At 65.5% G+C, this 22,984-nt stretch carries 21 protein-coding genes and 1 pseudogene; 3 read left to right on the top strand and 19 right to left on the bottom strand.

The genetic code is table 11. The features are described 5' to 3' along the window. Positions 1–58: 58 nt before the first annotated feature. From arfB to ABIA45_RS23300, 7 genes are all read right to left on the bottom strand, one after another. Positions 59–475: an alternative ribosome rescue aminoacyl-tRNA hydrolase ArfB gene (gene arfB, locus ABIA45_RS23330; protein WP_036009333.1), complete on the bottom strand. Its 417-nt coding sequence runs from the start codon at positions 473–475 to the stop codon at positions 59–61. A gap of 119 nt (positions 476–594) precedes the next feature. Further along, positions 595–1,959, bottom strand: coding sequence for a M16 family metallopeptidase (locus tag ABIA45_RS23325; protein WP_404653813.1), 1,365 nt, complete (start codon positions 1,957–1,959; stop codon positions 595–597). After that, positions 1,956–3,350, bottom strand: a complete 1,395-nt coding sequence (locus ABIA45_RS23320; RefSeq protein WP_404653811.1) for a M16 family metallopeptidase — start codon at positions 3,348–3,350, stop codon at positions 1,956–1,958. The genes ABIA45_RS23325 and ABIA45_RS23320 overlap by 4 nt, the downstream gene beginning before the upstream one ends. Positions 3,351–3,554: 204 nt before the next feature. Then, positions 3,555–4,280, bottom strand: a complete 726-nt coding sequence (locus tag ABIA45_RS23315; RefSeq protein ID WP_404546359.1) for a hypothetical protein — start codon at positions 4,278–4,280, stop codon at positions 3,555–3,557. 96 nt (positions 4,281–4,376) lie between these two features. Continuing rightward, positions 4,377–4,871: a signal peptidase II gene (lspA, locus tag ABIA45_RS23310; protein WP_404544034.1), complete on the bottom strand. Its 495-nt coding sequence runs from the start codon at positions 4,869–4,871 to the stop codon at positions 4,377–4,379. A 10-nt stretch (positions 4,872–4,881) separates the two neighbouring features. After that, on the bottom strand, positions 4,882–7,890 hold the full coding sequence (ileS, locus tag ABIA45_RS23305) for an isoleucine--tRNA ligase (protein WP_404653810.1): 3,009 nt from the start codon (positions 7,888–7,890) through the stop codon (positions 4,882–4,884). Positions 7,891–8,093: 203 nt separating this feature from the next. Next, positions 8,094–9,077 (bottom strand): bifunctional riboflavin kinase/FAD synthetase, encoded by a 984-nt coding sequence (locus ABIA45_RS23300; protein ID WP_404544029.1) that lies wholly within the window; start codon positions 9,075–9,077, stop codon positions 8,094–8,096. 229 nt (positions 9,078–9,306) lie between these two features. On the opposite strand from ABIA45_RS23300, the gene ABIA45_RS23295 reads away from it, so the two are divergent. Then, a complete protein-coding gene (locus ABIA45_RS23295; protein WP_008567674.1) occupies positions 9,307–9,702 on the top strand; it encodes a response regulator in 396 nt (131 codons plus the stop codon). 211 nt (positions 9,703–9,913) lie between these two features. Here ABIA45_RS23295 and ABIA45_RS23290 read toward each other — a convergent pair whose 3' ends face one another. Together ABIA45_RS23290 and ABIA45_RS23285 are read right to left on the bottom strand one after the other, a co-directional pair. Further along, the gene (locus tag ABIA45_RS23290; protein WP_271539071.1) at positions 9,914–10,768 is read right to left on the bottom strand and encodes a TIGR01459 family HAD-type hydrolase; all 855 of its coding nucleotides are present in this window, start codon (positions 10,766–10,768) and stop codon (positions 9,914–9,916) included. A 15-nt stretch (positions 10,769–10,783) separates the two neighbouring features. Further along, positions 10,784–12,262 carry an EAL domain-containing protein gene (locus ABIA45_RS23285; RefSeq protein ID WP_404653808.1) on the bottom strand — a complete coding sequence of 493 codons (1,479 nt, stop codon included), beginning with the start codon at positions 12,260–12,262 and terminating at the stop codon, positions 10,784–10,786. 312 nt (positions 12,263–12,574) lie between these two features. On the opposite strand from ABIA45_RS23285, the gene ABIA45_RS23280 reads away from it, so the two are divergent. Continuing rightward, complete coding sequence (locus ABIA45_RS23280; protein WP_404653807.1) at positions 12,575–13,414, top strand: class I SAM-dependent methyltransferase; 840 nt, start codon at positions 12,575–12,577, stop codon at positions 13,412–13,414. A gap of 47 nt (positions 13,415–13,461) precedes the next feature. Here ABIA45_RS23280 and ABIA45_RS23275 read toward each other — a convergent pair whose 3' ends face one another. The 7 genes from ABIA45_RS23275 to uvrC all read right to left on the bottom strand — a co-directional run bounded on the left by ABIA45_RS23275 (position 13,462) and on the right by uvrC (position 19,722). Then, on the bottom strand, positions 13,462–14,592 hold the full coding sequence (locus ABIA45_RS23275) for a YihY/virulence factor BrkB family protein (protein WP_157286517.1): 1,131 nt from the start codon (positions 14,590–14,592) through the stop codon (positions 13,462–13,464). Next, a complete protein-coding gene (locus ABIA45_RS23270; RefSeq protein WP_057027666.1) occupies positions 14,592–15,176 on the bottom strand; it encodes a phage holin family protein in 585 nt (194 codons plus the stop codon). Before ABIA45_RS23270 ends, ABIA45_RS23275 begins: the two co-directional genes overlap by 1 nt. Positions 15,177–15,267: 91 nt before the next feature. Beyond that, a complete protein-coding gene (gene prmB, locus ABIA45_RS23265) occupies positions 15,268–16,227 on the bottom strand; it encodes a 50S ribosomal protein L3 N(5)-glutamine methyltransferase (protein ID WP_404653804.1) in 960 nt (319 codons plus the stop codon). Further along, complete coding sequence (locus tag ABIA45_RS23260) at positions 16,227–16,694, bottom strand: molybdenum cofactor biosynthesis protein MoaE (protein ID WP_404653803.1); 468 nt, start codon at positions 16,692–16,694, stop codon at positions 16,227–16,229. The genes prmB and ABIA45_RS23260 overlap by 1 nt, the downstream gene beginning before the upstream one ends. Before the next feature lie 4 nt (positions 16,695–16,698). Next, complete coding sequence (moaD, locus tag ABIA45_RS23255) at positions 16,699–16,950, bottom strand: molybdopterin converting factor subunit 1 (RefSeq protein ID WP_271539059.1); 252 nt, start codon at positions 16,948–16,950, stop codon at positions 16,699–16,701. Continuing rightward, complete coding sequence (pgsA, locus tag ABIA45_RS23250; RefSeq protein WP_128264816.1) at positions 16,947–17,564, bottom strand: CDP-diacylglycerol--glycerol-3-phosphate 3-phosphatidyltransferase; 618 nt, start codon at positions 17,562–17,564, stop codon at positions 16,947–16,949. The genes moaD and pgsA overlap by 4 nt, the downstream gene beginning before the upstream one ends. 97 nt (positions 17,565–17,661) lie before the next feature. Further along, positions 17,662–19,722: an excinuclease ABC subunit UvrC gene (uvrC, locus tag ABIA45_RS23245; RefSeq protein ID WP_404653802.1), complete on the bottom strand. Its 2,061-nt coding sequence runs from the start codon at positions 19,720–19,722 to the stop codon at positions 17,662–17,664. 250 nt (positions 19,723–19,972) lie between these two features. On the opposite strand from uvrC, the gene ABIA45_RS23240 reads away from it, so the two are divergent. Further along, a complete protein-coding gene (locus ABIA45_RS23240) occupies positions 19,973–20,596 on the top strand; it encodes an outer membrane protein (RefSeq protein ID WP_225186194.1) in 624 nt (207 codons plus the stop codon). A 68-nt stretch (positions 20,597–20,664) separates the two neighbouring features. Here the strand turns inward: ABIA45_RS23240 and ABIA45_RS23235 are convergent, their stop codons facing one another. The 3 genes and pseudogenes from ABIA45_RS23235 to ABIA45_RS23225 form a co-directional block, all read right to left on the bottom strand. Further along, a complete protein-coding gene (locus ABIA45_RS23235; RefSeq protein ID WP_008544396.1) occupies positions 20,665–20,880 on the bottom strand; it encodes a cold-shock protein in 216 nt (71 codons plus the stop codon). A gap of 291 nt (positions 20,881–21,171) precedes the next feature. After that, complete coding sequence (locus tag ABIA45_RS23230) at positions 21,172–22,032, bottom strand: 23S rRNA (adenine(2030)-N(6))-methyltransferase RlmJ (protein ID WP_036040013.1); 861 nt, start codon at positions 22,030–22,032, stop codon at positions 21,172–21,174. Positions 22,033–22,218: 186 nt separating this feature from the next. Next, positions 22,219–22,912, bottom strand: a pseudogene (locus tag ABIA45_RS23225) (ribonuclease T). Positions 22,913–22,984: the final 72 nt, after the last annotated feature.

Genomic DNA, 22,984 nt, shown 5'->3' with positions numbered 1-22,984 from the left:
CGCCAGCTCGCGAACGGCAAACCTCCGGTCGCTCGCGCGACCGGAGGTTTTTTTCGCATCAATCGTCGAAGCTCCGGCCGCGGCCGGCCTTGATGTCGCTGCGGCGTTTCTTGCCCTCGAGCCGCCGCTGCTTGGAGGCGAAGGTCGGCCGCGTCGCGCGGCGAGGTGTCGGCCGGACCATGGCCTCCTTGAGCATCTCGACGAGGCGATCGATGGCATCCTGGCGGTTGCGCTCCTGGGTGCGGAAGCGCTGGGCGTGGATCACGATCACGCCGTCCTTGGTCATGCGCTGGCCGGCAATGCGGGCAAGGCGCAGCGCCGCGTCCTCGGGCAAGGTCAGCTTGCGCGTGTCGAAGCGCAGCTGCGCGGAGGTCGCGACCTTGTTGACGTTCTGCCCGCCCGGGCCGGAGGCGCGGACAAAGCCGATCTCGATGTCGTCCTCGTCGATGACGAGATCGCGGGATATCCGCAGCATGCTGGCACCATTCGTGATGTCAGGACATACCGCGGACATCCGTCGTCAGCAATGGCGCTGCCGTGAAATGCAAATGGCCGGGATGGCCCCGGCCATTCAGGAAACGTCGAGAAAAGAGATCAGTTCGACTTCGGTGTGGCAGCCGCCGGTTGCGCGGCGGCCTGCGGCGCCCGGCCGACGACAACGGTCAGCAGCCCCTGGCCCCAGAGCCGCTTGGCGGCCGCCTTGGCATCGTCCAGCGTCACGGCGTCGACGATGGCGTTGCGCTTCTCGATATAGTCGATCGGCAGCTTGTCCTGCTGATATTGCAGCAGCGCCTGTGCCAGCTTGGACGAGGTGTCGAGCGCCAGCATCTGCGAGCCCTTGAGGTAGGACTTGGCCTCATCGAGCTCCTTCTGCGTCGGACCCTCCTCGGCGATGCGGCGCACCTCCTGTTCGATGGCCTCGATGGTGTCGCCGGCACGGTCTGCGCGGGTGCCGGTGTTGCCGATGAAGATCGCCGAGTGCTGCATCCAGAGCAGCGACTCGTACACCGAATAGGCGAGCCCGCGCTTTTCGCGCACCTCGCGATAGAGCCGGGATGACAAGCCGCCGCCGCCGAGGATGTGATTGACCACATAGGCCGCCATGAAGCTGGGGTCACTCCGCCTCACGCCGGGTCCGCCGAAGGTGATCACCGTCTGCGGCACGTCGAGGGTCACGAAGGCGCGTTGCGGCGGCTTTGCAGCCTCGACGTCGGGGACTGGCGTCAGATTAGCCTTGGCCGGGAGGCTTCCGAAGGTGTGGTCGAGCAGCTTTCCGAGCGTAGCCGGATCGACGTCGCCGACGACCGCAATCTTGAGGCCATCCCTGGCGAGGACACGGCCAACATAATTCCTCAGGTCGGCAATTGTGATGGTCGGCACGCTGTCGAGGTTGCCGTTGCTCTGCCGGCTGTAGGGGTGATCGCCGAACGCGAGCTCCAGAAACTTGCGGCTCGCCAGCGAGGTCGGATTGGTGGTCTCGCGGCGCAGGCTCGAGATGACCTGCGAGCGGATGCGTTCGACGTCGGCCGCGTCGAAATGCGGCGAGGTCAGCGCCATCCTGAGCAGGTCGAAGGCCTCGTCCTTGTTGTCGCGCAGCATGCGAAGGCTGCCCCGGAGGGTGTCGCGGGTGGCGTTGAAGGACAGCTCGATGGCGCGGCGGTCGAGCCGTTCATGGAACGTCTTGGAATCGAGATCGCCTGAGCCTTCGTCGAGGAGAGAGCCGACCAGATTGGCAACGCCCGGCTTGTCCTTGGGGTCCTCCGCCGAGCCCCCGGCGAAGGAATATTCCATGGCAATCAGCGGCACGGTTGCGTCCTGCACGAACCAGGCTTCGATGCCGCCCGGCGAGATCAGGTGCTGGATCTTTGCGGCGGCCTGCGAAGGCGAGGCCGCAGAGAATGCGAGGACCGCGCCGGCGGCAACGGAGAATGCAACGCGTCGAAGGAAGGAATAGGTCACGAGCGCTTCTCCTCGCGCTTGGCGGTTGCAGTGTCCTTGATCAGGTAGCCCGTCACCGAGCGCTTCTTCTCGAGCCATTTCTGGGCGACGGCGCGGACCTGTTCGGCGGTGACGGCGCGGATGCGATCGGGCCAGCTCCTGATGTCCTCGATCGACAGGCCGGTGGTCAGCGCGCCGCCGTACCAGCGCGCCAGCACAGCCTGGTTGTCCTGGGCGTAGATCGCCTCGGCAATGAGCTGGGTCTTGACCCGTTCCAGGTCCTCGGCGCGGATCGGGTTCTGCGCGACGTTGGCAAGGACCCCGTCGACCGCCTGCTCGAGCTCTGAAAAACTGACGCCGGGCTTCGGTGCAGCCGAGATCGCGAACTGGGTCGGATCGAGCGAGATGCTCGAATAGCTGGCGCTGGCGGAGACCGCGAGCGGCTTGTCGACCACGAGGGCACGGTAGAGATAGGAATTGCTGCCGCTGCCGATCAGCTGCGCCAGCACGTCGAGGGCCGCGCTCTCGCCGGCCGCGGCCGTGGTCGCGGAGGGCACGAGATAATAGCGCCGCATGTTCGGCTGCTCGACGCGCGGGTCGGCCAGCGTGACGGTGCGCGGGGCGGCGGGCTCCGGCTCCTGCGGACGAACGCGCCGCGCCGGGATCGCGGGCTGCGCGGGGATCGACCCGAAATTGCGCTCGACCAGCGGGCGGATTTCGGCGGCGTCGACGTCGCCGGCGATCACCAGGATGGCGTTGTTCGGCGCGTAGAAGCGGCGATAGAAGGCAAGCGCATCCTCGCGATCGAGCTTCTCGATCTCCTGATGCCAGCCGATCACCGGCCGCCCGTAGGGATGGTTGAGATAGAGCGCGGCCATGATCTGCTCGTTCAACCGCGCATCCGGATTGTTGGCGACGCGCATGTTGTACTCTTCGAGCACGACGTCGCGCTCGGGCAGCACGTTCTCGTCCTTGAGAACGAGGCCCGTCATGCGGTCGGCCTCGAACTCCATCATGGTCGGCAGCTGCTCTTTCGGCACGCGCTGATAATAGTTGGTGTAGTCGACCGAGGTCGAAGCGTTCTCGTTGCCGCCGACGCGCAGCACAGTCTGGGAGAATTCGCCAGCCGGATGCTTCGCGGTGCCCTTGAACATCAGGTGCTCGAGGAAATGGGCGAGGCCGGACTTGCCGGGCGTCTCGTCGGCCGAGCCGACCTTGTACCAGATCATCTCGGTGACGACGGGGGTGCGGCGGTCCGGGATCACCACGACCTGCATGCCATTGGAAAGCGTGAAGCTGGCGGGCGGAGCCGATGTCACCGTGGTCTGGGCAAGGGCGGCGCCGGCCGAAAGGACACTCGTCGAAAGCAGCGCGGCAAGGAGGCAGGCAGCCGATCGGTAAGAGGACATCATGATCCCTGGTTGTGAGGTGCCGAGCCCGGATCTCCGGCTCGGAGGGCACGGCATGCTACTCCGTGCGGCTGAGGCTTCGCGTCACGAAGCAGAGAACTCAACGCTTAGGCAAGTTACTGATAAGCAATTTTGAACGAGGTGGGCGGACATGCACCGCCGACCCTCGCTTCGCGTGGGTCAGAATGTCGCGACAGGACAGGAACGCTATTGCTCCTTCTCCTTGCCGGATCGGACGTCGAAATAGGTCCGCTTCGAATTATCCGGGCCCGCGCCGTAGGCGTAGTTCGGCGACGGCGTCTGATATCCCGGCGGCGGCTCCACCAGTGATTGGCGTGGCGGCTCCGACGTAAACTGCTTCGACTCAGGCCCGTTCCCTTTGAACAGTTTCCACAGCCCGCCGGTATATCCGAGTTCGGCAGGGCTCATCGTCGGATTGGCCACGTTGGTGCCTGGCTGGACCGGCTCATTGCTCGTCCTGTCGGCGGCGGCCGTCCGATGGGCGTTCAACTCGGCGGGCGACAGCGGCTGGGCGTTCTTCCAGTACTCCGTTGCCTTGTTGCCGGACTTCTTCCGCTGGGCGATGGCTTCCTTGCGGCGCTTCTCGTCGGGGTCCTTCGGCCAGTTCGGCGCAGCCGCGGCTTCGGCGGCGGCCGGCGGCGGCAGGTCGAGCTTAGGGGGCACGACCAGCGGCGAACGCTCGCGGTATTCGATGCCGGGTTTTTCCATGCTCCTGGCGCCAAGGCCCGTCATCAGGTTGTCGATGAGCTTCTCTTCGAAGGTCATGTCGTCGTCGTCATCATCGGCAGCACGGGCGGCGCCGGTCGACATGACAAGGCCGATGCCGAGCGCGACGGCGGCCAATTTCAGTGCCCGCCAGCCCCCGGATTGGGAGCCCCGAACCATCGAACCGCTGGTCTTCGAGCTGCGCATCACCGTACCTGTTTCATATTGTAGCAGATTGCCGCCCACACGCGGCTTGACCCTTGCAAAAGCCGGGTTCCAGCTGCCGGTCCGTATCGGCCGGGATCAGGGCGCTTTTGCGGCGGGTACCCCCAGGAAGGAATCATACAATAGCGCTGCCACCCCAGCAACGATGGCCACGTCCGCGAGGTTAAACACATACCAATTATAGGTACTTCCGGCGATCTCGATGTGGAACAGGGCGAAATCCACCACCGCGCCATAGGCCAGGCGGTCGATGCCGTTACCGATGGCGCCGCCGATGATCAGGCCGAGCGCGACGGTCGCAAGCATGGTGTGCGAGCGGGCCATCCAGATCGCCAGCGCGATCACCGCGACCGCTTTGACGGCCATCAGCGCGAGCTGCGCGGCCTGGCTGTCGTTCTGAAGCCAGCCGAAGCTGATGCCGATATTCCAGGCCAGCACCAGGTCGAAGAACGGCGTTACCCGCACCACGCCACGACGGGCAAGCTCGAACACGTTCAACAGCCAGAGCTTCGAGGCCTGGTCGGCCACGAGCGTGACCATGGCCGCGAGGATGCCGGCGCGGAGCGGAGTCATGGCCGACCGATCAGACGCTCACCCCGAGCGCCTTCCATTCGCGCAGTGCCTTGGCATCGCGCGGGGTGACGTCGGGGTATTCAGGGTCCTCGCCGACCATCGGCGAGATCTTCCAGGAGCGGGCGCATTTGGTGCCGATCGCCTTCTCCACCACGACCGCGACGCCGGGGACGGCATCGAGGCGGAACGCCGAGGCCGGCGCCTCGCCCTCCCGCACCTCGTAGTTCGAGGTGATGCAGACTTCAGCCAGATCGATGTCGAACAAGGTCGCCAGCATGCCGCGATCGGCGACATAGATCACCGGCGATGCCTCGAGCGAGGAGCCGATGTTCTTGGCGGCGCGTTCCAGCTCGAGCGCGCCGGTAACGACGCGACGCACGTTGCGGATCGTCTCCCATTTCGCGGCGAGCCTGTCGTCGCGCAAGGCTTCGAGATCGGTCGGGAACAGCGTCAGGTGCACGGACGGTTCGGCGTCGGGCCGGTACATGCGCCACGCCTCTTCCGCAGTGAAGCTGAGGATCGGGGCCAGCCATTTCAGGATCGAAGCGCACAACAGGTCGATGGTCGTCAGCGCCGCCTTGCGCGTCAGTGACGAGGGCGGATCGCAATACAGCGTATCCTTGCGGATGTCGAAGTAGAATGCGGAGAGCTCGCTGTTAAGGAAGGCCGACAGGATCGCGACCACGGTCTTGTAGTCGAACTCCCGATAGGCCTTGCCGATCGCGGCGGCGCGACCTGAGAGCTCGTGCAGCATCAAGCGCTCGAGCTCGGGCATCTCGGCCGGCGCGATTGCGTCGGCCGGCTTGTAATGATGCAGCGTGCCCAGCATCCAGCGCACCGTGTTGCGCAGCTTGCGGTAGGTCTCGACGGTGTTCTTCAGGATCTCGGGGCCGATGCGCTGGTCGTCGGTATAGTCGCTCGACGCGACCCAGAGCCTTAAGATGTCGGCGCCGGATTCCTTGATGACGGCCTGCGGCTCGATCGTGTTTCCGAGCGACTTCGACATCTTGCGGCCGTCCTCGGCCTGCGTGAAGCCGTGGGTCAGCACGATATCGTAAGGCGCGCGGCCGCGCGTGCCGCAGCTTTCCAGCAGCGAGGAATGGAACCAGCCGCGATGCTGGTCCGAGCCTTCCAGATACATCACCGTGTCGGCGCCGCCGTCGACCTTGCGCTTGATGCCGGCGAGCCCGGGAAACTGCACGGGATCTTCGAGCACGAAAGCGTGGGTCGAGCCGGAATCGAACCAGACGTCGAGAATGTCGTCGACCTTCTGCCAGTTTTCGTTCGCGCGGGGCCCGAGGAAGCGCTCGCGCGCGCCCGTCGCATACCAGGCGTCGGCGCCTTCCTTCTCGAAGGCTTCACCGATGCGCGCATTGACGGCCTCGTCCTGGAGAATCTCGGCGGAGCCGTCACCCTTCTCGCGCACGAAAACGGCGATCGGCACGCCCCAGGCGCGCTGGCGCGAGATCACCCAGTCCGGGCGCGCCTCGATCATGCCGTTGATGCGGTTTTCGCCCGACGGCGGCACCCATTGCGTCACTGAGATCGCGTGCAGCGCGCGGGCGCGCAGCGTGTCGCCGGCCTTGGTCTTGCCAGCCGTCGCGATATCCTTGTCCATCGCGATGAACCATTGCGGCGTGTTGCGGAAGATCACCGGCTTCTTGGAGCGCCAGGAATGCGGATATTGGTGCTTGAGCCGGCCGCGGGCGAGCAGCATGCCTTTCTCGACGAGCGCCTTGATCACGGCCTCGTTGGCATCGCCCTTCTCGCCCTTGTCGGTGATGACGCGCTTGCCGGCAAAGCCCGGCGCATGATCGGTGTAGGCGCCGTTCTCGTCGACGGTATAGGGGATGGCGGTGTTGATGCCGCGCGCGTCGAGATCGCGCGCCTCTGCCATCCAGACATCGAAGTCCTCGCGGCCGTGGCCGGGCGCCGTGTGCACGAAGCCGGTGCCGGTGTCGTCGGTGACATGGTCGCCAGGCAGCAGCGGCACGATGAAGTCGTAGCCACCGCCGATGCCCTTGAGCGGATGGGCACACTCGATCGCGTCCATGGTGTCGCCGGGGACGTCGCGGACCTTCTCATAAGCCGTCACGCGCGCCTGCTTGAAGACGTCTTGGGCGAGCGCATCGGCGAGGATGAGGAGGTCGCCATTTCTGGCCCAATTGTCGGCGGGGGCGTCCGTCACCTTGTAGAGGCCATAGGCGATCTTCGGCGAGAACGAGATGGCGCGGTTGCCCGGCAGCGTCCAGGGCGTGGTGGTCCAGATCACGACGCTCGCCGAGGCGAGGGCACCGTGCGCGGGCGAGGTCACCGGGAATTTCACCCAGACCGTATCGGACGTGTGGTCCTCGTATTCCACCTCGGCTTCGGCCAGCGCGGTCTTCTCGACCACGCTCCACATCACCGGCTTGGAGCCGCGATAGAGCGTGCCGTTGGCGGCAAACTTCATCAGCTCGCGCGCGATCTGGGCTTCGGCCGGATAGCTCATAGTGGCGTAGGGATGGTCCCAATCGCCGATCACGCCGAGGCGCTTGAACTCCTCGCGCTGCACGCCGAGCCAGTGCGTGGCATAGGCGCGGCACTCCTTGCGGAAATCGATCATTGCGGCGCTGTCGCGGAAGTCGGGCTTCTGCTTGCCCTTCTTGCGATAATGCTCCTCCTCGACCTTCCACTCGATCGGCAGGCCGTGGCAGTCCCAGCCCGGCACGTAGTTGGAATCGAAGCCGAGCATCTGCTGGCTCTTGGTGACGAGATCCTTCAGGATCTTGTTCAGCGCCGTGCCGATATGGATGTTGCCGTTGGCGTAGGGCGGGCCGTCATGCAACACGAACTTGGCGCGGCCGTTCGCACTCTGGCGCAGCTTCTCGTAGAGGCCGATCTCGTACCAGCGCTTGAGGATCTCCGGCTCGCGCTGTGGCAGGCCGGCGCGCATCGGGAATTCGGTCTGCGGCAGGAACAGGGTCTTCGAATAGTCCTTGGCTTCAGACTTTTGGGACTTTTGCGGCTTTTCGGACATGAGGCTGACTGGCTCGGAAGGGCGCGGGAACGGATGGCGATGCGGAATCGCGGGTGAAACGACGAAATCCCGGTCTTGCGCCGAGCCTTCAGGCTCAGGCGGAAGCCGGGCCGCTAATCCCTATGATGCGCCGCGCAAACATGGGCTCTCCATAGCAGGGGGGCGGAGGAAGCGCAAAGGTCCGGGTGGCCCGGTTTCGCCTCTCAATCGATCACGCCTAGCCGCGGAAACGCGTCCGGGGCGGCGGCGAGCAAGGCGCGGGCGCGTGCGGAATCGTCGTCCATCTGGCGGATCAGGGCCTCGATGCCCTCGAACTTCACCTCCTCGCGGATGAAGCCGATGAAGGCGCAGTCGAGCGCCTGCCCGTAGAGGTCGCCCTTGAAGTCGAACAGGAAGATTTCGAGGAGCGGGGCGCCATTGTCGAAGGTCGGGCGGCGGCCGAAGCTGGCCACGCCATCCAGACGCACTTGAGCCTTTCCCTGGCCGCGCCCGACCCGGACCGCGTAGATGCCGTGCTTGAGGCCGCAATTGGCGTCCAGGCGGATGTTGGCGGTGGGATAGCCGAGGTCGCGGCCGCGCTTTTCGCCGTGGATGACCTCGCCGGTGATGAACCAGGGCGCGCCCAGCATGGTCGTGGCCTCGTCGAGCTGGCCCTCGGCGAGGGCGATCCGGATCGCGCTGGAGGAGACCGGCCGCTCGTCGATATCGACATGCGGCTGGACGTCGACCTCGATGCCGAGCCGGGGCGCCTCGTTGACCAGGAGGCCGGGCGAGCCGACCCGTCCCTTGCCGAAATGGAAGTCGTAGCCGACCGCGATGCCGCTGACGCCGAGACGCCCGATCAGGTCATGGTGAATGAAATCTTGCGCGCTGGTTCCGGCACGGGCCTTGTCGAAGGTCATGACCACGGCGCCGGCAAGCCCGGTACCGGCCAGAAGCCGCAGCTTGGCCCGCTCGTCCGTCAGGCGGAATTGCGGGGTGTTGGGGCTGAAGAACCGTCGCGGATGCGGCTCGAAGGTCAAGGCCAGCGCAGGCCGGCCATGCGCCCTGCCCATCTCCAGGGCAGCCGCGATGACGGCGCGATGGCCGAGATGCACGCCGTCGAAATTGCCCATAGCAACGACGGCGCCCCTCGGAATCGCGGAATCCGGCGTTGTATCGCGGATGACGGTAAAAGGCGGAGCCATCAGGGGAATTCTCGAACCGGGCAGAACCGGCCGGACCGTGGCGCGACCGGCCCTACGAAGTCAAGCGGCGGGGCGGGCAGACATTGAACACGATTTCAAGCCTTCGGAGCTGACCGCAGTTAACGCGCTGTTTAAGGCCTTGGTGCTAGTCCTTGAGGCGTGGAACTGCCGGGCGCCGGCCTGGCAGGTCCGATCGTAATATTCCTGGGTTTGCGTTGGGGGAGTCGAGATGGCGGTTGATTTGTCGATGCCGGTTCTGGTGGTGGATGACTACAGCACCATGATCCGTATCATCCGGAATCTGCTGAAGCAGCTTGGCTTCGAGAACATCGATGATGCCAGCGACGGTTCGGCAGCGCTGAACAAGATGCGCGGCAAGAAGTACGGGCTCGTGATCTCCGACTGGAACATGGAGCCGATGACGGGCTACGACCTCCTGCGCGAAGTCCGCGCGGATCCGAACCTCGCCACCACGCCCTTCATCATGATCACCGCGGAATCGAAGACCGAGAACGTGATCGCGGCCAAGAAGGCCGGCGTTAACAATTACATCGTCAAGCCGTTCAATGCGGCGACGCTGAAGACCAAGATCGAGGCGGTCTTCCCGGACATGGCGAGCGCGTAAGGGCGCTCTTCGCCGGACAACAATTTTCCGTTTGGAACGTCATGCCCGGGCTTGTCCCGGGCATCCACGTTCTTGGATGCAAAAAAAGGAAGACGTGGATGGCCGGGTCATAGGCGAGCGCAAGCGACGCCGTCCTTCGGACGGCTATGCCCGGCCATGACGGCGTCTGAGGCTTGCCTCTAAGCCCATTGCAGCTGCGCGCGCTCCGCCGTCACCACTTCAATTCGCGCATCAGCGCCTTCGGCGGGTGGCCGAACAGCTCCATCACCGAATTGGGGTCGAGCTGGTCGAGGCCCTCGAACTCCTCGGCATGGATGCCGCGGGTGACGAACAGGCAGTCGATGCCGAATTCGCGGGCGCCGGTTAAGTCGGTGCGGACGGAATCGCCGATCGCCAGCACCTTTTTCCGGTCGATCTGGTAGCCTTGGCGTTCGCCGGCGAGCGCCATGGCGCGTTCGTAGATCGGCCGGTGCGGCTTGCCGTAGAAGATCACCTCGCCGCCGAGCTCGCGGTAGAGCTCGGCGATGGCGCCGGCGCAGTAGATCAACCGGTCGCCGCGTTCCACCACGATGTCGGGGTTGGCGCAGACCAGCGTCAGCTTGCGCTCGCGCGCCTGCAGCATCATGCCGCGATAGTCTTCCGCCGTCTCGGTCTCGTCGTCGTAGAGGCCGGTGCAGACGATGTAGTCGGCTTGCTCCAGCGGCGCGGTGACCGCATCGAGGCCGCGATAAATCGAGTTGTCGCGCTCGGGGCCGAGCCAGAACATCTTGCGGCCGGGATGCTCGGCGACGTAGAGCCGGGTCAGGTCGCCCGAAGATACGATCGCGTCATAGGTCTCATCGGGGACGCCGAGCTTGCGCAATTGCCGCTGCACGGAGTCGGCCGGGCGCGGTGCGTTGGTGATCAGGATTACCGTACCGCCGCGGCTGCGATAGGTGTGCAGCGCCTCGCACGCCTCGGGGAAGGATTCCAGCCCGTTATGGACCACGCCCCAGATATCGCTGAGCACGACCTCCACACCGCCCACGAGCTCGCGCAGGCCTCCGGCAAAATGCAGCGCGGTCATGACGAGCGCGGCCGATCAGATGCGGCGCGCGAGGGCTGCGTTGCCGGTGATGCGCTGGGGCGGAGGCGCCGAAGAGGTCGCGCCTGAGCTGGGTGTGGCGGAGCCATTGGATCCCTGAATGTCCTGCGTCTGGTTCGGCGAGGCCCCGCCGGTAGCAGATGCCCCCTCCGGCCGCAATGGCCGGGGCGGTGCGAACAGGAACCCTTGGCCGAAACGCACGTCATAGTCGAGCAGGTCGACCACGGCGCGCTCGCCTTCGATCCGTTCGGCGATCAGGTCGATGCCGAAGCGGCCGAGCAGGTCGGAGAGGTCGGACGGGTGGATGTCGGAGGCGGAGGCCTGCTTGGGATCGAGCAGCAGCGCGGCCGGCACCTTGATGAAGCGAACCCCGCGATCGGCCAGCTCGCGCGGCTCGATGCGCAAATCCGTGACATGGTCGATCGAGAAACGGAAACCGCGCTGGGCGAGCGCCGCGAGGTTCTCGGTCTCGACGGGACCGAGATTGCGGAAGGTCGACTGCTTGAACTCCAGCACCAGCGAGGGCGCCAGCGCGCGATTGGCTTCCAGGAAATCGAGGCATTGCGCGAAGGTAGTGGAATTGCCCAGCGTGGACGCCGCGACGTTGCAAAACACGCCGACGTCCTTGTTGCGCACCATCAGACGCCGCAGCACCTGCACGCAGCGCAGCATCACCATGTTGTCGATGCGCCCGATCAGGCCCGAGGCTTCCGCGATGCTGATGAACTCCTCGGCGGCGATGAGCTGGTCGCGCTCGTCGCGCAGGCGCGTCACCGCCTCGTAGAACCGCACCTTGCGCTGCGGCAGCGTCACCATCGGCTGCAGGAAGATATCGATGCGGTTCTCGTCGACTGCATTGCGCAGCGTCGCCAGCAATTGGGTCTGGTTGCGCCCATTGGCGGTCTGAACCGGGGGGATGGCCTGGGCCTGCACCGTCGGCGGCGCCGGCCGTGGCGGGGGCTGCGGAAGGGGAGGAGGAGCGAGCGGCTTCTCCTCGAAGCGGGCAGCCAGATCGATCGGCGTTTCCGGCTCGGGCCTTGTGATCGGGGCGGGTGCCGCCGCTGGCGCGTGGCCGGCGAGCAGATCCTCATGAGCCGCGACGGTGGTGGCGAGCTGCCTGACCAATCCGCCGAGTTCATTGATCTCGCCGATGACCGACTGGATGCGGTCGGAATTGGTCGAATTGGACGCGGCGATGCGGCTCTCGACCGCAGCCAGCCGGCGGCCGAACTCGGCCACCTGGCGGGCGAGGTCGGCAGTGCCGCGCGAGAGGTCGGCGATCTGGCCGCCGACGTCGCTGCGGTCGCGCAGCCGCATCGACACAGCGTTGTAGAGGATCAGGAAGGTCAGCGCGGTCAGCGCCACGATCGCCGATTCCGTTCCGCTGATGCCGGCGACCGAATAGAGCACGAGCCCGAGCGAGGCCGCGACCAGGACCATGCAGATGGCGATGAAGATCGTCGAAATGCGAATCATGCCGCGCGTTATGCCTTTAAGAGCTGACTGCCTCACCCGGGAAAAACACGGGTCGCGCTCGACTCCGTCACGCCTCATGCGCCCCAAGCATCGATGAGCCTAACATCATTGTTGATTCGAGGGGATAGTGACTGTTTCGCAGCCCGGTCCGCCGCCGAAGGCTTTTCCATGCAGCGGCTGCGAAACCTCGCACGGCCTCCGCGGCTCCAATGCGGAAATCAAGACGCTCTCAGCGGAAAATCATGCCGCCCTCAAGGCCAGCGCGCCGCATGCGCTCTATCGTCCCGGCGTTTTCAACCGCAGGAGATTGCCATGTCGACATCCGCCGCGCTCAAGCAAGCCGCCCCCCAGCCCGATCTTGCCGCCGTCAAGCAGCGCCAGCACGGCGCCTGGTCGTCCGGCGATTATGCCGTGGTCGGCACCACCTTGCAGATCGTCGGGGAACAGCTCTGCGAGGCCATTGACTTGCGTGCCGGCAGCAAGGTGCTGGACGTCGCCGCCGGCAATGGCAATGCGACGCTGGCGGCGGCGCGGCGCTGGTGTGACGTCACATCCACCGACTATGTGCCGGCGCTGCTCAAGCGCGGGCGGGAGCGCGCCATGGCCGAACACCTCACTGTTGAGTTCCGCGAGGCGGATGCCGAGGCGCTGCCGTTTGCGGATGCCGCTTTCGACGTCGTGCTCTCCACTTTCGGCGTGATGTTCACGCCGGATCAGGACAGGGCGGCCTCCGAGCTCGCGCGGGTCTGCAGATCCGGCGGTAAGATCGGTCTCGCCAACTGGACGCCGCAAGGCTTTATCGGCCAGCTGTTCAAGACCATCGGCAAGCATTTGCCGCCGCCGGCCGGGGTGAAATCGCCCGCCATGTGGGGGACACCGGCACGGCTCGAGGAGATGTTCGGCGGCGTGGCCGCGGAGATCGCCGCCGAGCCGCGCATGTTCGTGTTCCGCTATCGGTCGCCGGACCACTGGCTCGACATCTTCAAGACCTTCTACGGCCCCACGCTGAAGGCGTTTGCCGCGCTCGACGCGAACGGGCAAGCCGCGCTGGCGCGCGATCTCCTGGCGCTGCTCGAAGAGTTCAACCACGCCGATGACGGCACGATCGTGGTGCACAGCGAATATCTGGAAGCCGTGATCACCAAGCGCTGATCGCGCCCGGGATGCGGTCGGGCCAGCTTCGGCCCGACCGCCACCGATCAAAATGGCGCGGTGGCGCCGACCGTGTCGGCGGAGACGGCGTCCCGGGTGCCGAGCGGCTTCGCCCGCCCGGTGGTGGTATCGCGCAGCGTCTGCCGCTCGATCTCCGAATTCAGCTCGGCGCCAAACATGATGACGATCGCCGACATCCACATCCACGTCATCAGGCCGATCGCCGCGCCCAGCGAGCCGTAGGTCGCGTTGTAATTGGCGAATTCCGAGAGATACCAGGACAGCAGGGCAGAGCCTGCGATCCAGAGAATCGCGGCAATCACGGCGCCGAGGCTCAGCCATTGCCAGCGCGGCGCATCGCGGCTCGGCGCGAAGCGATAGAGGATGGCGAGTGCGACCAGCAGGATGATGAACAGCAGCGGCCATCGTGCCAGCGCCACGATCAGCTTGCTTTCGGGCGCCATGCCGAGATGATTGAGCGCAAGCGGGAAGGCGACGACGGCTCCCACCATCAACAGCAGCGCCACGATGCCGCCAACGGTGAAGGCCAGCGAGACCATGTTCAGCCGGATGAAGCTGCGCTTCTCGCGCTCCTCATAGGCGACGTTGAGGGCGTCGAAGATCGCCTTGACGCCGGCATTGGCGCTCCAGATCGCAAGCAGCAGGCCGACCAGGAAGGTGACGCCGAGCGTCGCATTGCCGTTCGACACCACGCGCGCGACCTGCTCCTCGACGATCTGGAACGAGCCCTCGGGCAGCATGGTCGCAAGCGTGTGCAGATTGGCGCTGATCGTGGCGGGATCGGCGAACAGGGCATAGGAGGAGACGAGCGCGGTGACTGCGGGGAAGAGTGCGAGCAGCCCGAAGAAGACGACGCCGCCCGCGGTCGCGAGCAGGCGATCCTCGTCGATGCGCTGATAGGTCCGCCAGAAAATGTCCTTCCAGCCCGCCCAGGGGATCTCGAACGGGCTTTTCGCCCGGCGGCCGCGGCCCGGCTGCATCGCCGCACCGGCCGGGTGAGTTTCCGGGGAATTCGCTTCGCCCTTGCGGTGGTCTTGCGGAGGCCCCGGCCTCGCCAGGCCGGAATCCTGAAAGTAGCGCTCCGCCGTCAGCACGAACACGGCCGTTGCCGCCACCAGCAACCAGGAGTCGATCTGATCGGAGCGCCGCGCCAGCATCACGCCTCCAGACTGTGCCTGTTGCGTCGCCGCCGGGCGGCAGTCAGCCCGACCAGGCCGACCGCCGCGAGCATCAGGCCCAGCTGCACGGGACGGTTGGCGCGGGCCGGCCAGGTCTTGATGCCGCCGCGCTCGCCCGGTGCGAGCGGCGCGAGGGGAATCGTCGTTGCGACCTCCTTCACCGCCTCCTTGACCGTTCCACGCGGGATCCGGGGCGTGGCAACCGCCACGCGCAGACGGCTCGCGAGCGGGACGACCGGCTTGGCCTTGCGTTTCATCTGGGCCATAGCCACCCCGGCACAGACCGCAGCCAGCACCAGCAGCACTGCGGCGACGGCGCCAAATCCCCAGAACTGCCCGTAGGTGATCCCGACCCAGCGGTACAAGGCGATCAGTCCGACGAAAAATGCCGCGACAACGAACAGGCCGGCGACCGCGAACAGCCCGCCGGCCACGGCGTAGGATGTCACCTTGCCGGTTGCCTGGCTGGTCTGGTCGCGCAGATAGGATTGAGCAGCGCGTTTGACGTGATTGAGCTTGAGCGCCATCCCGGCGCGCAGCAATTCGCCCGATGGCGCGAGCATGCGGACATCCTCCAAAGACTAGAAAATTCGTCGTGGGATGAACGTGGCGATATTTGACTTGTTCCGACGGAGCGTGATCGGCCGCGATGAATCAGCCGAGATCGGCGGCTGCGATCCAGAACACCTCGCCCTCGGAATCTTCGGTGTCCAGCCAGAGCAGCGGCAGTTCCGGGAAAGCCGCGTCGACCAGCTCGCGGCCGCGGCCGATCTCGCAAATCAGCCCGCCATCCGCCGTCAGGTGGTCGGGCGCATCGCGCAGGATCCGGCGCACCACGTCGAGACCGTCGGCGCCGCCATCGAAGGCGAGCTTCGGCTCGGCGCGGCATTCCGGCGGCAATGCCGCCATGCCCTCGGCGTCGACGTAGGGCGGGTTGGTGATGATCAGGTCGTATCTGTTGCCGCCGAGCGGGGCGAACAGATCGCCGCGATGGAGACTGATGCGGTCCTCGAGCCCATATTCGCCGACATTGCGCGCAGCGACCTCGAGCGCGCCCTTGGAGATGTCGACGGCGTCGATGGCGGCGTTCGGGAAATGATGCGCGGCGAGGATGGCGAGGCATCCCGAGCCGGTGCAGAGATCGAGCACGCGCTCGACCGCCGTCGGGTCGTCGATCAGCGATCCGGCCTCGCCGTCGGCGCCGAAATGCGACTCCAGGAGCTCGCCGATGAAGGAGCGCGGAACGATGACGCGCTCGTCGACATAGAACGAGAGGCCGCGCATGTAGATCTTGTTGACGAGATAGGCGGCCGGTTTGCGCGTCGTGACGCGCTGATGGATGAGATCGAGGAGGGTCTTGCCTTCCGCGGCGCTGACGCGCGCGTTGGCGAAGATCTCGAACTGGTCGGGATTGAGATGCAGCGCCTCGCAGACCAGGAACGCGGCTTCAGAGACGGGGTCGGTCGTGCCGTGGGCAAAGGCGAGCTTCGCCTCGACGAAGCGGCTCACGGCGTAGCGGACGAAGTCGAGCAGCGTGAGAAGCTCGCCGGGTCCCACCTTGGCGAGGTCAGGCGCGGCGCGGCCGCGCGCGGTCTTTTTCGTTGGCTTAGCCATCAGGATTTGGTCCAGCGTGCGGCGGCTTCGTCGTCACGGGCATGGGCCTCGACCCAGTCGGTGCCGGTGGCGCTCTCTTCCTTCTTCCAGAACGGCGCGCTGGTCTTGAGATAGTCCATCAGGAACTCGGCCGCCTCGAACGCCGCCTGTCGGTGCTGCGAGGCGGCCACCACCAGCACGATGTTCTGGCCCGGCATCAAGCGGCCGACGCGGTGGATCACCGTGATGCCGTTGAGCGGCCAGCGCGAGACGGCCTCGTCAGCGTGGCGCCTGATCTCTTCCTCCGCCATGCCGGGGTAATGTTCGAGCGTCAGCGCGGCGACCTTGGCGCTGTCATCGTCGGCGCGGCAGATGCCGGAAAATGTCACCACAGCGCCGATATCGGTCCGGCTGCTCGTCAGGACCGAGATCTCGCGCGCAATGTCGAAATCGTCTTCCTGGATACGGATGGTGACGGGGCAGGTCATGAGGCTAGCCGCCGGTCATGGGCGGGAAGAACGCGATCTCGCGGGCGCCTGCGATGGCGGTGTCCTGCTTGACGTGAGCGCGGTCGATCGCGGCGCGGATCACCTTCGGCTTCTCGAACGCGTGCGCATAGGCTTCGCTCTGGCCGGAGAGCCAGGCGATCAGCTCCTCGACGGTGCGCACGCTCGCGGGAGGCTCGATCGTCTCTTCGGCCTTGCCGACGCGCTCGCGTACCCAGGCGAAATACTTCACCTTCATCCCTCGTCCTCCTTAATGAGGTGATGGATGCCGGCGCGGAAATAGTCGTAGCCGGTGTACATGGTGAGGATCGCCGAAGCCCACAGCAGTGCGAGCCCAATCATCGAGACCACCGGCACCACCTGATCGCCGGCTGGGCCGGCGATCAGGAAGCCGATCGCAACCAGCTGGACCGTGGTTTTCCACTTCGCAAGCTTGGTCACGGGCACGCTGACACGGAGCGCAGCCAGATATTCGCGCAGGCCCGAGACCAGGATCTCGCGGCACAGGATCACGATGGCGGCCCATAGCGACCAGCCGTGGATGATGCCGTCCGCGGCCAGCATCAACAGGCAGGAGGCGACCAGCAGCTTGTCGGCGATCGGATCGAGCATGCGGCCGAAAGCCGATTGCTGATTCCAGATCCGCGCGTAATAGCCGTCGAGGTAATCGGTCACCCCTGCGGCAATGAAAATGGCGACCGCGAGCCAGCGCAGCCAGAGCGGCTGATCCAGAATCGACTGCGCATAGATGCACCCGACCACGACCGGGATCGCGGCGATCCGGCCATAGGTCAGGATGTTGGGGAGGGACATCGCGCGGCTGGTGGTCCCTCGTGTGGTGGCGATGTTCATCCGTCCTACCAATACCGCTGCTGCCTGAACGTCAACCGTCCCGCGCCCCAAATGAGGTGCGGACACGACGATCATATGACTGCGGTCCCCCTTTAGTTCATCCCGGTTGGGGATGGAAATATTCGAAAATCCTGCGCGCGCTCTCGGCGCTCACCCCCGGAACCTTGCCGAGATCGGCGATCGAGGCCCGTTCGATCTCCTTCAGGGTTCCGAAATGGTGCAGCAAGGCACGTTTGCGTGACGGGCCGATGCCCGGAATCTCCTGCAAACCAGCCTCGCGGATGTCCTTCTTGCGCAGCTTGCGGTGCGAGCCGATGACGAAGCGGTGGGCTTCGTCACGCAGCCGCTGGATGAAATAGAGCACGGGATCACGTGGCTCCAGCTTGATCGCCTCGCGCTCCGGCATGAACAGGGTCTCGCGGCCGGCATCCCGGTCCGGTCCCTTGGCGACCGACATCAGCGACACCTGGGTCAGGCCGAGATTGGCGAAGATCTCGCGCACGGCATTGAGCTGGCCGCGGCCGCCGTCGATGATCACGAGGTCGGGCCATTGCGGGAAATCGTCGTCCTTGGCCTTGCTGGCGGCGTCCTCGGGCGGATTGATCAGGCGCTTGAAGCGGCGCTCCAGCACTTCGCGCATCATGGCGAAGTCGTCGCCGGGCGTGATCCCTTCCGACTTGATGTTGAACTTGCGGTACTGGTTCTTCACGAAGCCATCTGGGCCCGCGACGATCATGGCGCCGACCGCGTTGGTGCCCTGGATGTGGCTGTTGTCGTAGACCTCGATGCGCTTGGGCACGTGCGGCAGGCTCAGCGTCGCGGCCATGGCCTCGAGCAGCCGGCTTTGCGTTGCGGTGTCCGCGAGCTTGCGGCCGAGCGCCTCGCGCGCATTGGTCAGCGCGTGGGTGACCAGCTCCTTCTTCTCGCCGCGCTTGGGCGCGGTGACCTCGACCTTGTGGCCAGCCTTGATCGATAGCGCGTTGGCGAGCAGCTCGCTCTCCTCGATATCGTGCGAGAGCAGGATGTTCCTCGGCGGCGGCTTGTCGTCGTAGAACTGCGCCAGGAAGGACCCCAGCACCTCCTCCGGCGTAAAGCTCTTCTCCGCGCGCGGAAAATAGGCGCGGTTGCCCCAGTTCTGTCCGGTGCGAAAGAAGAACACCTCGACGCAGGAGAAGCCACCCTCCTGGTGGATGGCGAACACGTCGGCTTCCTCCACCGTGCGCGGATTGATGCCCTGCTGCGACTGGATCGCCGACAGCGCGGCGAGGCGGTCGCGGTACAGTGCGGCGCGCTCGAATTCCAGCTCGTTCGAGGCCTTCTCCATCTCGCCGGCGAGTTCCTGCTTCACCGCATGGCTCTTGCCGGAGAGGAAGTCGCTGGCCTCGCGCACCAGCGTCGAATAGCCGCCGAAATCGATCTCCCGGGTGCAGGGTCCGGCGCAGCGGCGGATCTGGTGGAGCAGGCAGGGCCGGGTGCGGCTCTCAAAGAAGGAATCGGTGCAGGAGCGGATCAAGAACGCGCGCTGCAGCGCCGTGATTGTGCGGTTGACCGCGCCGGCGGAGGCAAACGGGCCGAAATAGCGCCCGGGCCGGGTCTGCGCACCGCGATGTTTCAGGATCTGCGGCGCCCAATGGTCGCCGGTGATCAGGATGTAGGGGAACGACTTGTCGTCGCGAAGCTGCACGTTGAAGCGCGGCCGCAGCTGCTTGATCAGGTTGGCTTCCAGCAGCAGCGCCTCGGTCTCGGTCGTGGTCGAGACGATCTCCACGGTGACGGTGGCCGCGATCATGCGCAGGATGCGGGCCGGCAGCGGCGCACTCTGGCGCGCATAGCTGGACAGGCGCTTTTTGACGTTCTTGGCCTTGCCGACATAGAGCACGTCGGCGTTCGCATTGAGCATACGATAGACGCCAGGCGAGGTCGGTGCGAGGCGGACCGCGCGCTCGATCGCCTCGTGACCGGTCGCGAGCGGGCCTTCGCCGACGGCGCCGCTCTCTTCCAGGATGTCCGGCAGCAGGGCATCGTCCTCGTCGTCGCCCCCTGCCGCCGCGGGATCGACGTCCGGCCCGGCCAGCCGCTCGGGCGGCGTGTCGATCGCTTGAGCCGGCGGCGCCTTGCGCGCGCGGTCGTCCGGATTGTCGGGGGAATCGTGAACCATGGGACGAATTTAGGCGCTGGGGGGACTGATTTGAAGTTCCGGCCATGCGGCACGCACAGCGGATGGCGGCCAGTTTCCGGTAACGCTTCCTTAAGTCTGTTAAGCGGGCGGTAACCCGGCTTAACAGCCCTTTAACTTAAAACTCTCGATAAATCCTACGCGAAAAGTCCTTGGTTCCGTAACCATGGGGTTTTGCTCGTGCGGCGGCGCGGGCATCGCTCGGGTTGCGACAGTGGCGTTGGAGTGAGTGATGAAGAGGCTCGTTGTGGGCGCAGCCGCGTTGGTTGCAGCCGGCTGGACAGCTTCGGCAGAGGCCGCCGATCTCCAATACGGGCAGCGTGCGCCCTATACCGTCAATCAGCCGCTCAATGCCTATAGCTGGGCGGGTCCCTATCTCGGCGGCAATATCGGCTACGAATGGGGCTCGGTCGACAACAACCCCACCAAGCCGTCCGGCTTCGTCGCCGGTGTGCAGGCCGGCTACAATTTCCAGAACGGCCCGTGGGTGTTCGGCGTCGAGGGCGACATCCAGGCCGCCGGCGCCGACGACACGTTCGCGCCGTGGAAGTTCTCCAATCCGTGGTTCGGCACCCTGCGCGGCCGCGCCGGCTATGCGTTCAACAACGTGCTGTTCTACGGCACTGCCGGTCTCGCCTTCGGCGAGCTGCGGGCGCAGACCTTCGGCTGGTCTGAGTCGCACACCACCGCCGGCTGGACCATCGGCGCCGGTGCGGAAGTCGGCCTCGCGCCGAACTGGAGCGCCAAGCTCGAATATCTCTACATCGATCTGTCGACCAGCCAGTTCGCAATCACGGGCGTGTCAAACGGCTATAGCGCCAACGTTGTCCGCGCAGGCGTGAACTATCGCTTCTGACATCCAAAGAAGAAAATACCGGACCAGCCTCCCGGCCGCTCGCGGCCGGGATTTTTTCGCCAGGCTTGCTAGGAGAGGATCACCAGATTGACCGCCTTCGGTCCCTTCCCCTTCTTGTCCGGTTCGACTTCGAAAGTAATACGCTGTCCTTCGGCAAGGTCCTTCAGTCCCGCCCGCTCCACAGCAGTGATGTGAACGAAGACATCGCGACCGCCGTCGTCAGGCTTGATGAAGCCGTAGCCGCGCTCGCCGTTGAAGAACTTGACCGTTCCCGTCATGGCCATCGGGAAACTCCCCCTCATTGCTCCTCCGTCGCGACGCAGACTCACGTCGCGACATGACCGGGCCTTACGGAGCCCGGGAGCTGGCCATCCTTGGACGGACCTGATCGGTCCGGCGGGATCTTTCTTAGGGCCTTCACTCCGCCGCAACCATTCGCGGAAGCGGAACGTAAAGCCAGTCACGGAAATAGCATAATACGGTTCTTTGCAGATTGACTACCGGTCCTGCATATTTTTCCCAAGAATGCCGGAGTGTTACGGCTTGGCGTTACGGCTTGGCGTCAATGCTTGGCGTCAAGGCTTGGGCACCTCCAGCCGGAATCTGGCAGCACCGCCCTGGCCGAGCGGTATTTCCAGCTCCGGCAGAATGGTCTTGAGCTCGCCGTGCAGCGTGTAGGGCGGGTTGACGATCAAGAGACCGGTGGAGGTGAGGGCGGCGCTGTCGGCTTGCGGCGCGACGCTGAATTCGAGGCGCAGGCATTTTCCGGGCGGCTTTGCTGCAGCTGCGAGCCGCGCCACGGTTTGTGCCAGCGTGTCGGTGGCGCGCCGGTTCTTGGCGGGATACCAGATTACGTAGATACCGGTCGGCCATTTCGCGAACGCTGCCGAGAAGGCTTCGCCGAGCCGCTCGAACTCGTCCTTGGCCTCGAAGGGCGGATCGATCAGCACGAGGCCACGCCGCTCCTTCGGCGGCACGAAGGCCGGCAGCGCCACCCAGCCGTCGAGATCGACTACGCGGGCCTGCTCGTCGCGGCGCAGCGCATCGATCAGCGCTTTCCGGGCCTTCGGCTCGAGCTCGCAGGCGACGAGCCGGTCCTGCGGCCTGAGCAGGCCGCGTGCGATCAACGGCGAGCCCGGATAGGCCTTGAGCTCCCCCTTCGGATTGAAGGCGCGGACGATGTCGAGATAGGGCTTCGTCAGCGCTGCGCTCTCGTTCGACAGGCGCGCCTGCAGCAGCCGCGCGATGCCGGTCAGCCATTCGCCGCCGCGGCGCGCCTCGTCGCTGTCGAGATCGTAGAGGCCGGCGCCGGCATGGGTGTCGATGACGCGGAACGCTGCCGGCTTGTCCTGCAGATAAGTGAGGATGCGCGCCAGCACGATGTGCTTGATGACATCGGCGAAGCTGCCGGCGTGGAAAGCGTGGCGGTAGTTCATGGCAAGAGCACTACGCCACGCGATGGCTTGAGCAAAGAGGCACGATCACGTGTCCCGGACGCGGTGCAGCGTGTAACGCTGCGCCGCTGAGCCGGGACCCAGCTCTTCGCGAAAGGCCCCGGATCAGCAGCGCACCACGCCGCTGTTCGCGGCGCATTGCGCTGCATCCGGGGCACGAGAGCGTGCCTACCCGCCCCTGATCGGCGGCATCGTCACCTGGTCGCGGCCGGCAGGCGCGGCGCTCGATCTCGTCGCAGGCGCGGAATTGCAGGTCCTTGCTGAGGCAGATGCGGACCTCTGACAGCCGTGTCCGGTTGCAGGTGACCGAGACGGCGGCACTGCTGAGACCCGGATTGGCCTTGATGAAGGCCTCCTCGACCTCCGCCGGCGCGACGGTCTTGGCCTGCGCCAGATCGAGATATTCGGGCGGGATCTTGATCGCAGCGCGCGCCTTGCGGATCATCTCGAAATAGCCGCGGCCCTCGAGCCCGGAGCAGGTGCCGTGCTTGTCCCATTCGTTGAAGATCAGGCCCGGCGCCGGCATCAGGTCGAGCATCGAGGAAACGATATTGCGGTTCAGCCGCGGCGCCGGCCGCTGGCAATATTCGGGGAAGCCGTTTTCATATTGCGGCCACAGCCCATGCACCACGAAGGCGTAGGGCCGTCCGCCGCATTGCATCTGGGACCGGCCGCCCCGTTCGGCGGCTTCCTCGCAGAACGAGGGCGACCACGACAGCGCCAGCACATAGAAATCGAACTCGCCCGGGGCGTTCTGCCGCTTGTCCTGCGCCTTCGCACCGCCGGCGAGGCTGGCCAACCCCGCAGCAAGAGTGAGCGAGATCATCAAACGGGACAACGAACGCAATCTGAAGTGAAACATGGCGACGCCCCTCAACTAGACTGTGCACACACAGCCTAGCAGGCGATGGGAACATTTCAAGAACAAAATTGG

This window comes from Bradyrhizobium sp. USDA 336 (assembly GCF_044908355.1).
Taxonomy (GTDB): Bacteria; Pseudomonadota; Alphaproteobacteria; order Rhizobiales; family Xanthobacteraceae; genus Bradyrhizobium; species Bradyrhizobium yuanmingense.
This window is presented reverse-complemented; position numbering and strand designations above follow the sequence as displayed.

What these genes read in the sequence shown, in the direction of transcription:
- ABIA45_RS23290 (WP_271539071.1), bottom strand. Translation starts at nt 10,768, where the DNA reads ATGACCGCGCTGCATTTTGCCGGAGGCCTGCGCGAGCTCGTGGGCGGT.
- lspA (WP_404544034.1), bottom strand. Translation starts at nt 4,871, where the DNA reads ATGACTCCGCTCCGCGCCGGCATCCTCGCGGCCATGGTCACGCTCGTG.
- ABIA45_RS23300 (WP_404544029.1), bottom strand. Translation starts at nt 9,077, where the DNA reads ATGGCTCCGCCTTTTACCGTCATCCGCGATACAACGCCGGATTCCGCG.
- ABIA45_RS23230 (WP_036040013.1), bottom strand. Translation starts at nt 22,032, where the DNA reads ATGAACTACCGCCACGCTTTCCACGCCGGCAGCTTCGCCGATGTCATC.
- ABIA45_RS23295 (WP_008567674.1), top strand. Translation starts at nt 9,307, where the DNA reads ATGGCGGTTGATTTGTCGATGCCGGTTCTGGTGGTGGATGACTACAGC.
- ABIA45_RS23270 (WP_057027666.1), bottom strand. Translation starts at nt 15,176, where the DNA reads ATGCTCGCGCCATCGGGCGAATTGCTGCGCGCCGGGATGGCGCTCAAG.
- uvrC (WP_404653802.1), bottom strand. Translation starts at nt 19,722, where the DNA reads ATGGTTCACGATTCCCCCGACAATCCGGACGACCGCGCGCGCAAGGCG.
- arfB (WP_036009333.1), bottom strand. Translation starts at nt 475, where the DNA reads ATGCTGCGGATATCCCGCGATCTCGTCATCGACGAGGACGACATCGAG.
- ABIA45_RS23260 (WP_404653803.1), bottom strand. Translation starts at nt 16,694, where the DNA reads ATGACCTGCCCCGTCACCATCCGTATCCAGGAAGACGATTTCGACATT.
- prmB (WP_404653804.1), bottom strand. Translation starts at nt 16,227, where the DNA reads ATGGCTAAGCCAACGAAAAAGACCGCGCGCGGCCGCGCCGCGCCTGAC.
- ABIA45_RS23235 (WP_008544396.1), bottom strand. Translation starts at nt 20,880, where the DNA reads ATGGCCATGACGGGAACGGTCAAGTTCTTCAACGGCGAGCGCGGCTAC.
- ABIA45_RS23315 (WP_404546359.1), bottom strand. Translation starts at nt 4,280, where the DNA reads ATGCGCAGCTCGAAGACCAGCGGTTCGATGGTTCGGGGCTCCCAATCC.
- ABIA45_RS23285 (WP_404653808.1), bottom strand. Translation starts at nt 12,262, where the DNA reads ATGATTCGCATTTCGACGATCTTCATCGCCATCTGCATGGTCCTGGTC.
- moaD (WP_271539059.1), bottom strand. Translation starts at nt 16,950, where the DNA reads ATGAAGGTGAAGTATTTCGCCTGGGTACGCGAGCGCGTCGGCAAGGCC.
- pgsA (WP_128264816.1), bottom strand. Translation starts at nt 17,564, where the DNA reads ATGAACATCGCCACCACACGAGGGACCACCAGCCGCGCGATGTCCCTC.
- ileS (WP_404653810.1), bottom strand. Translation starts at nt 7,890, where the DNA reads ATGTCCGAAAAGCCGCAAAAGTCCCAAAAGTCTGAAGCCAAGGACTAT.
- ABIA45_RS23240 (WP_225186194.1), top strand. Translation starts at nt 19,973, where the DNA reads ATGAAGAGGCTCGTTGTGGGCGCAGCCGCGTTGGTTGCAGCCGGCTGG.
- ABIA45_RS23280 (WP_404653807.1), top strand. Translation starts at nt 12,575, where the DNA reads ATGTCGACATCCGCCGCGCTCAAGCAAGCCGCCCCCCAGCCCGATCTT.
- ABIA45_RS23275 (WP_157286517.1), bottom strand. Translation starts at nt 14,592, where the DNA reads ATGCTGGCGCGGCGCTCCGATCAGATCGACTCCTGGTTGCTGGTGGCG.
- ABIA45_RS23320 (WP_404653811.1), bottom strand. Translation starts at nt 3,350, where the DNA reads ATGATGTCCTCTTACCGATCGGCTGCCTGCCTCCTTGCCGCGCTGCTT.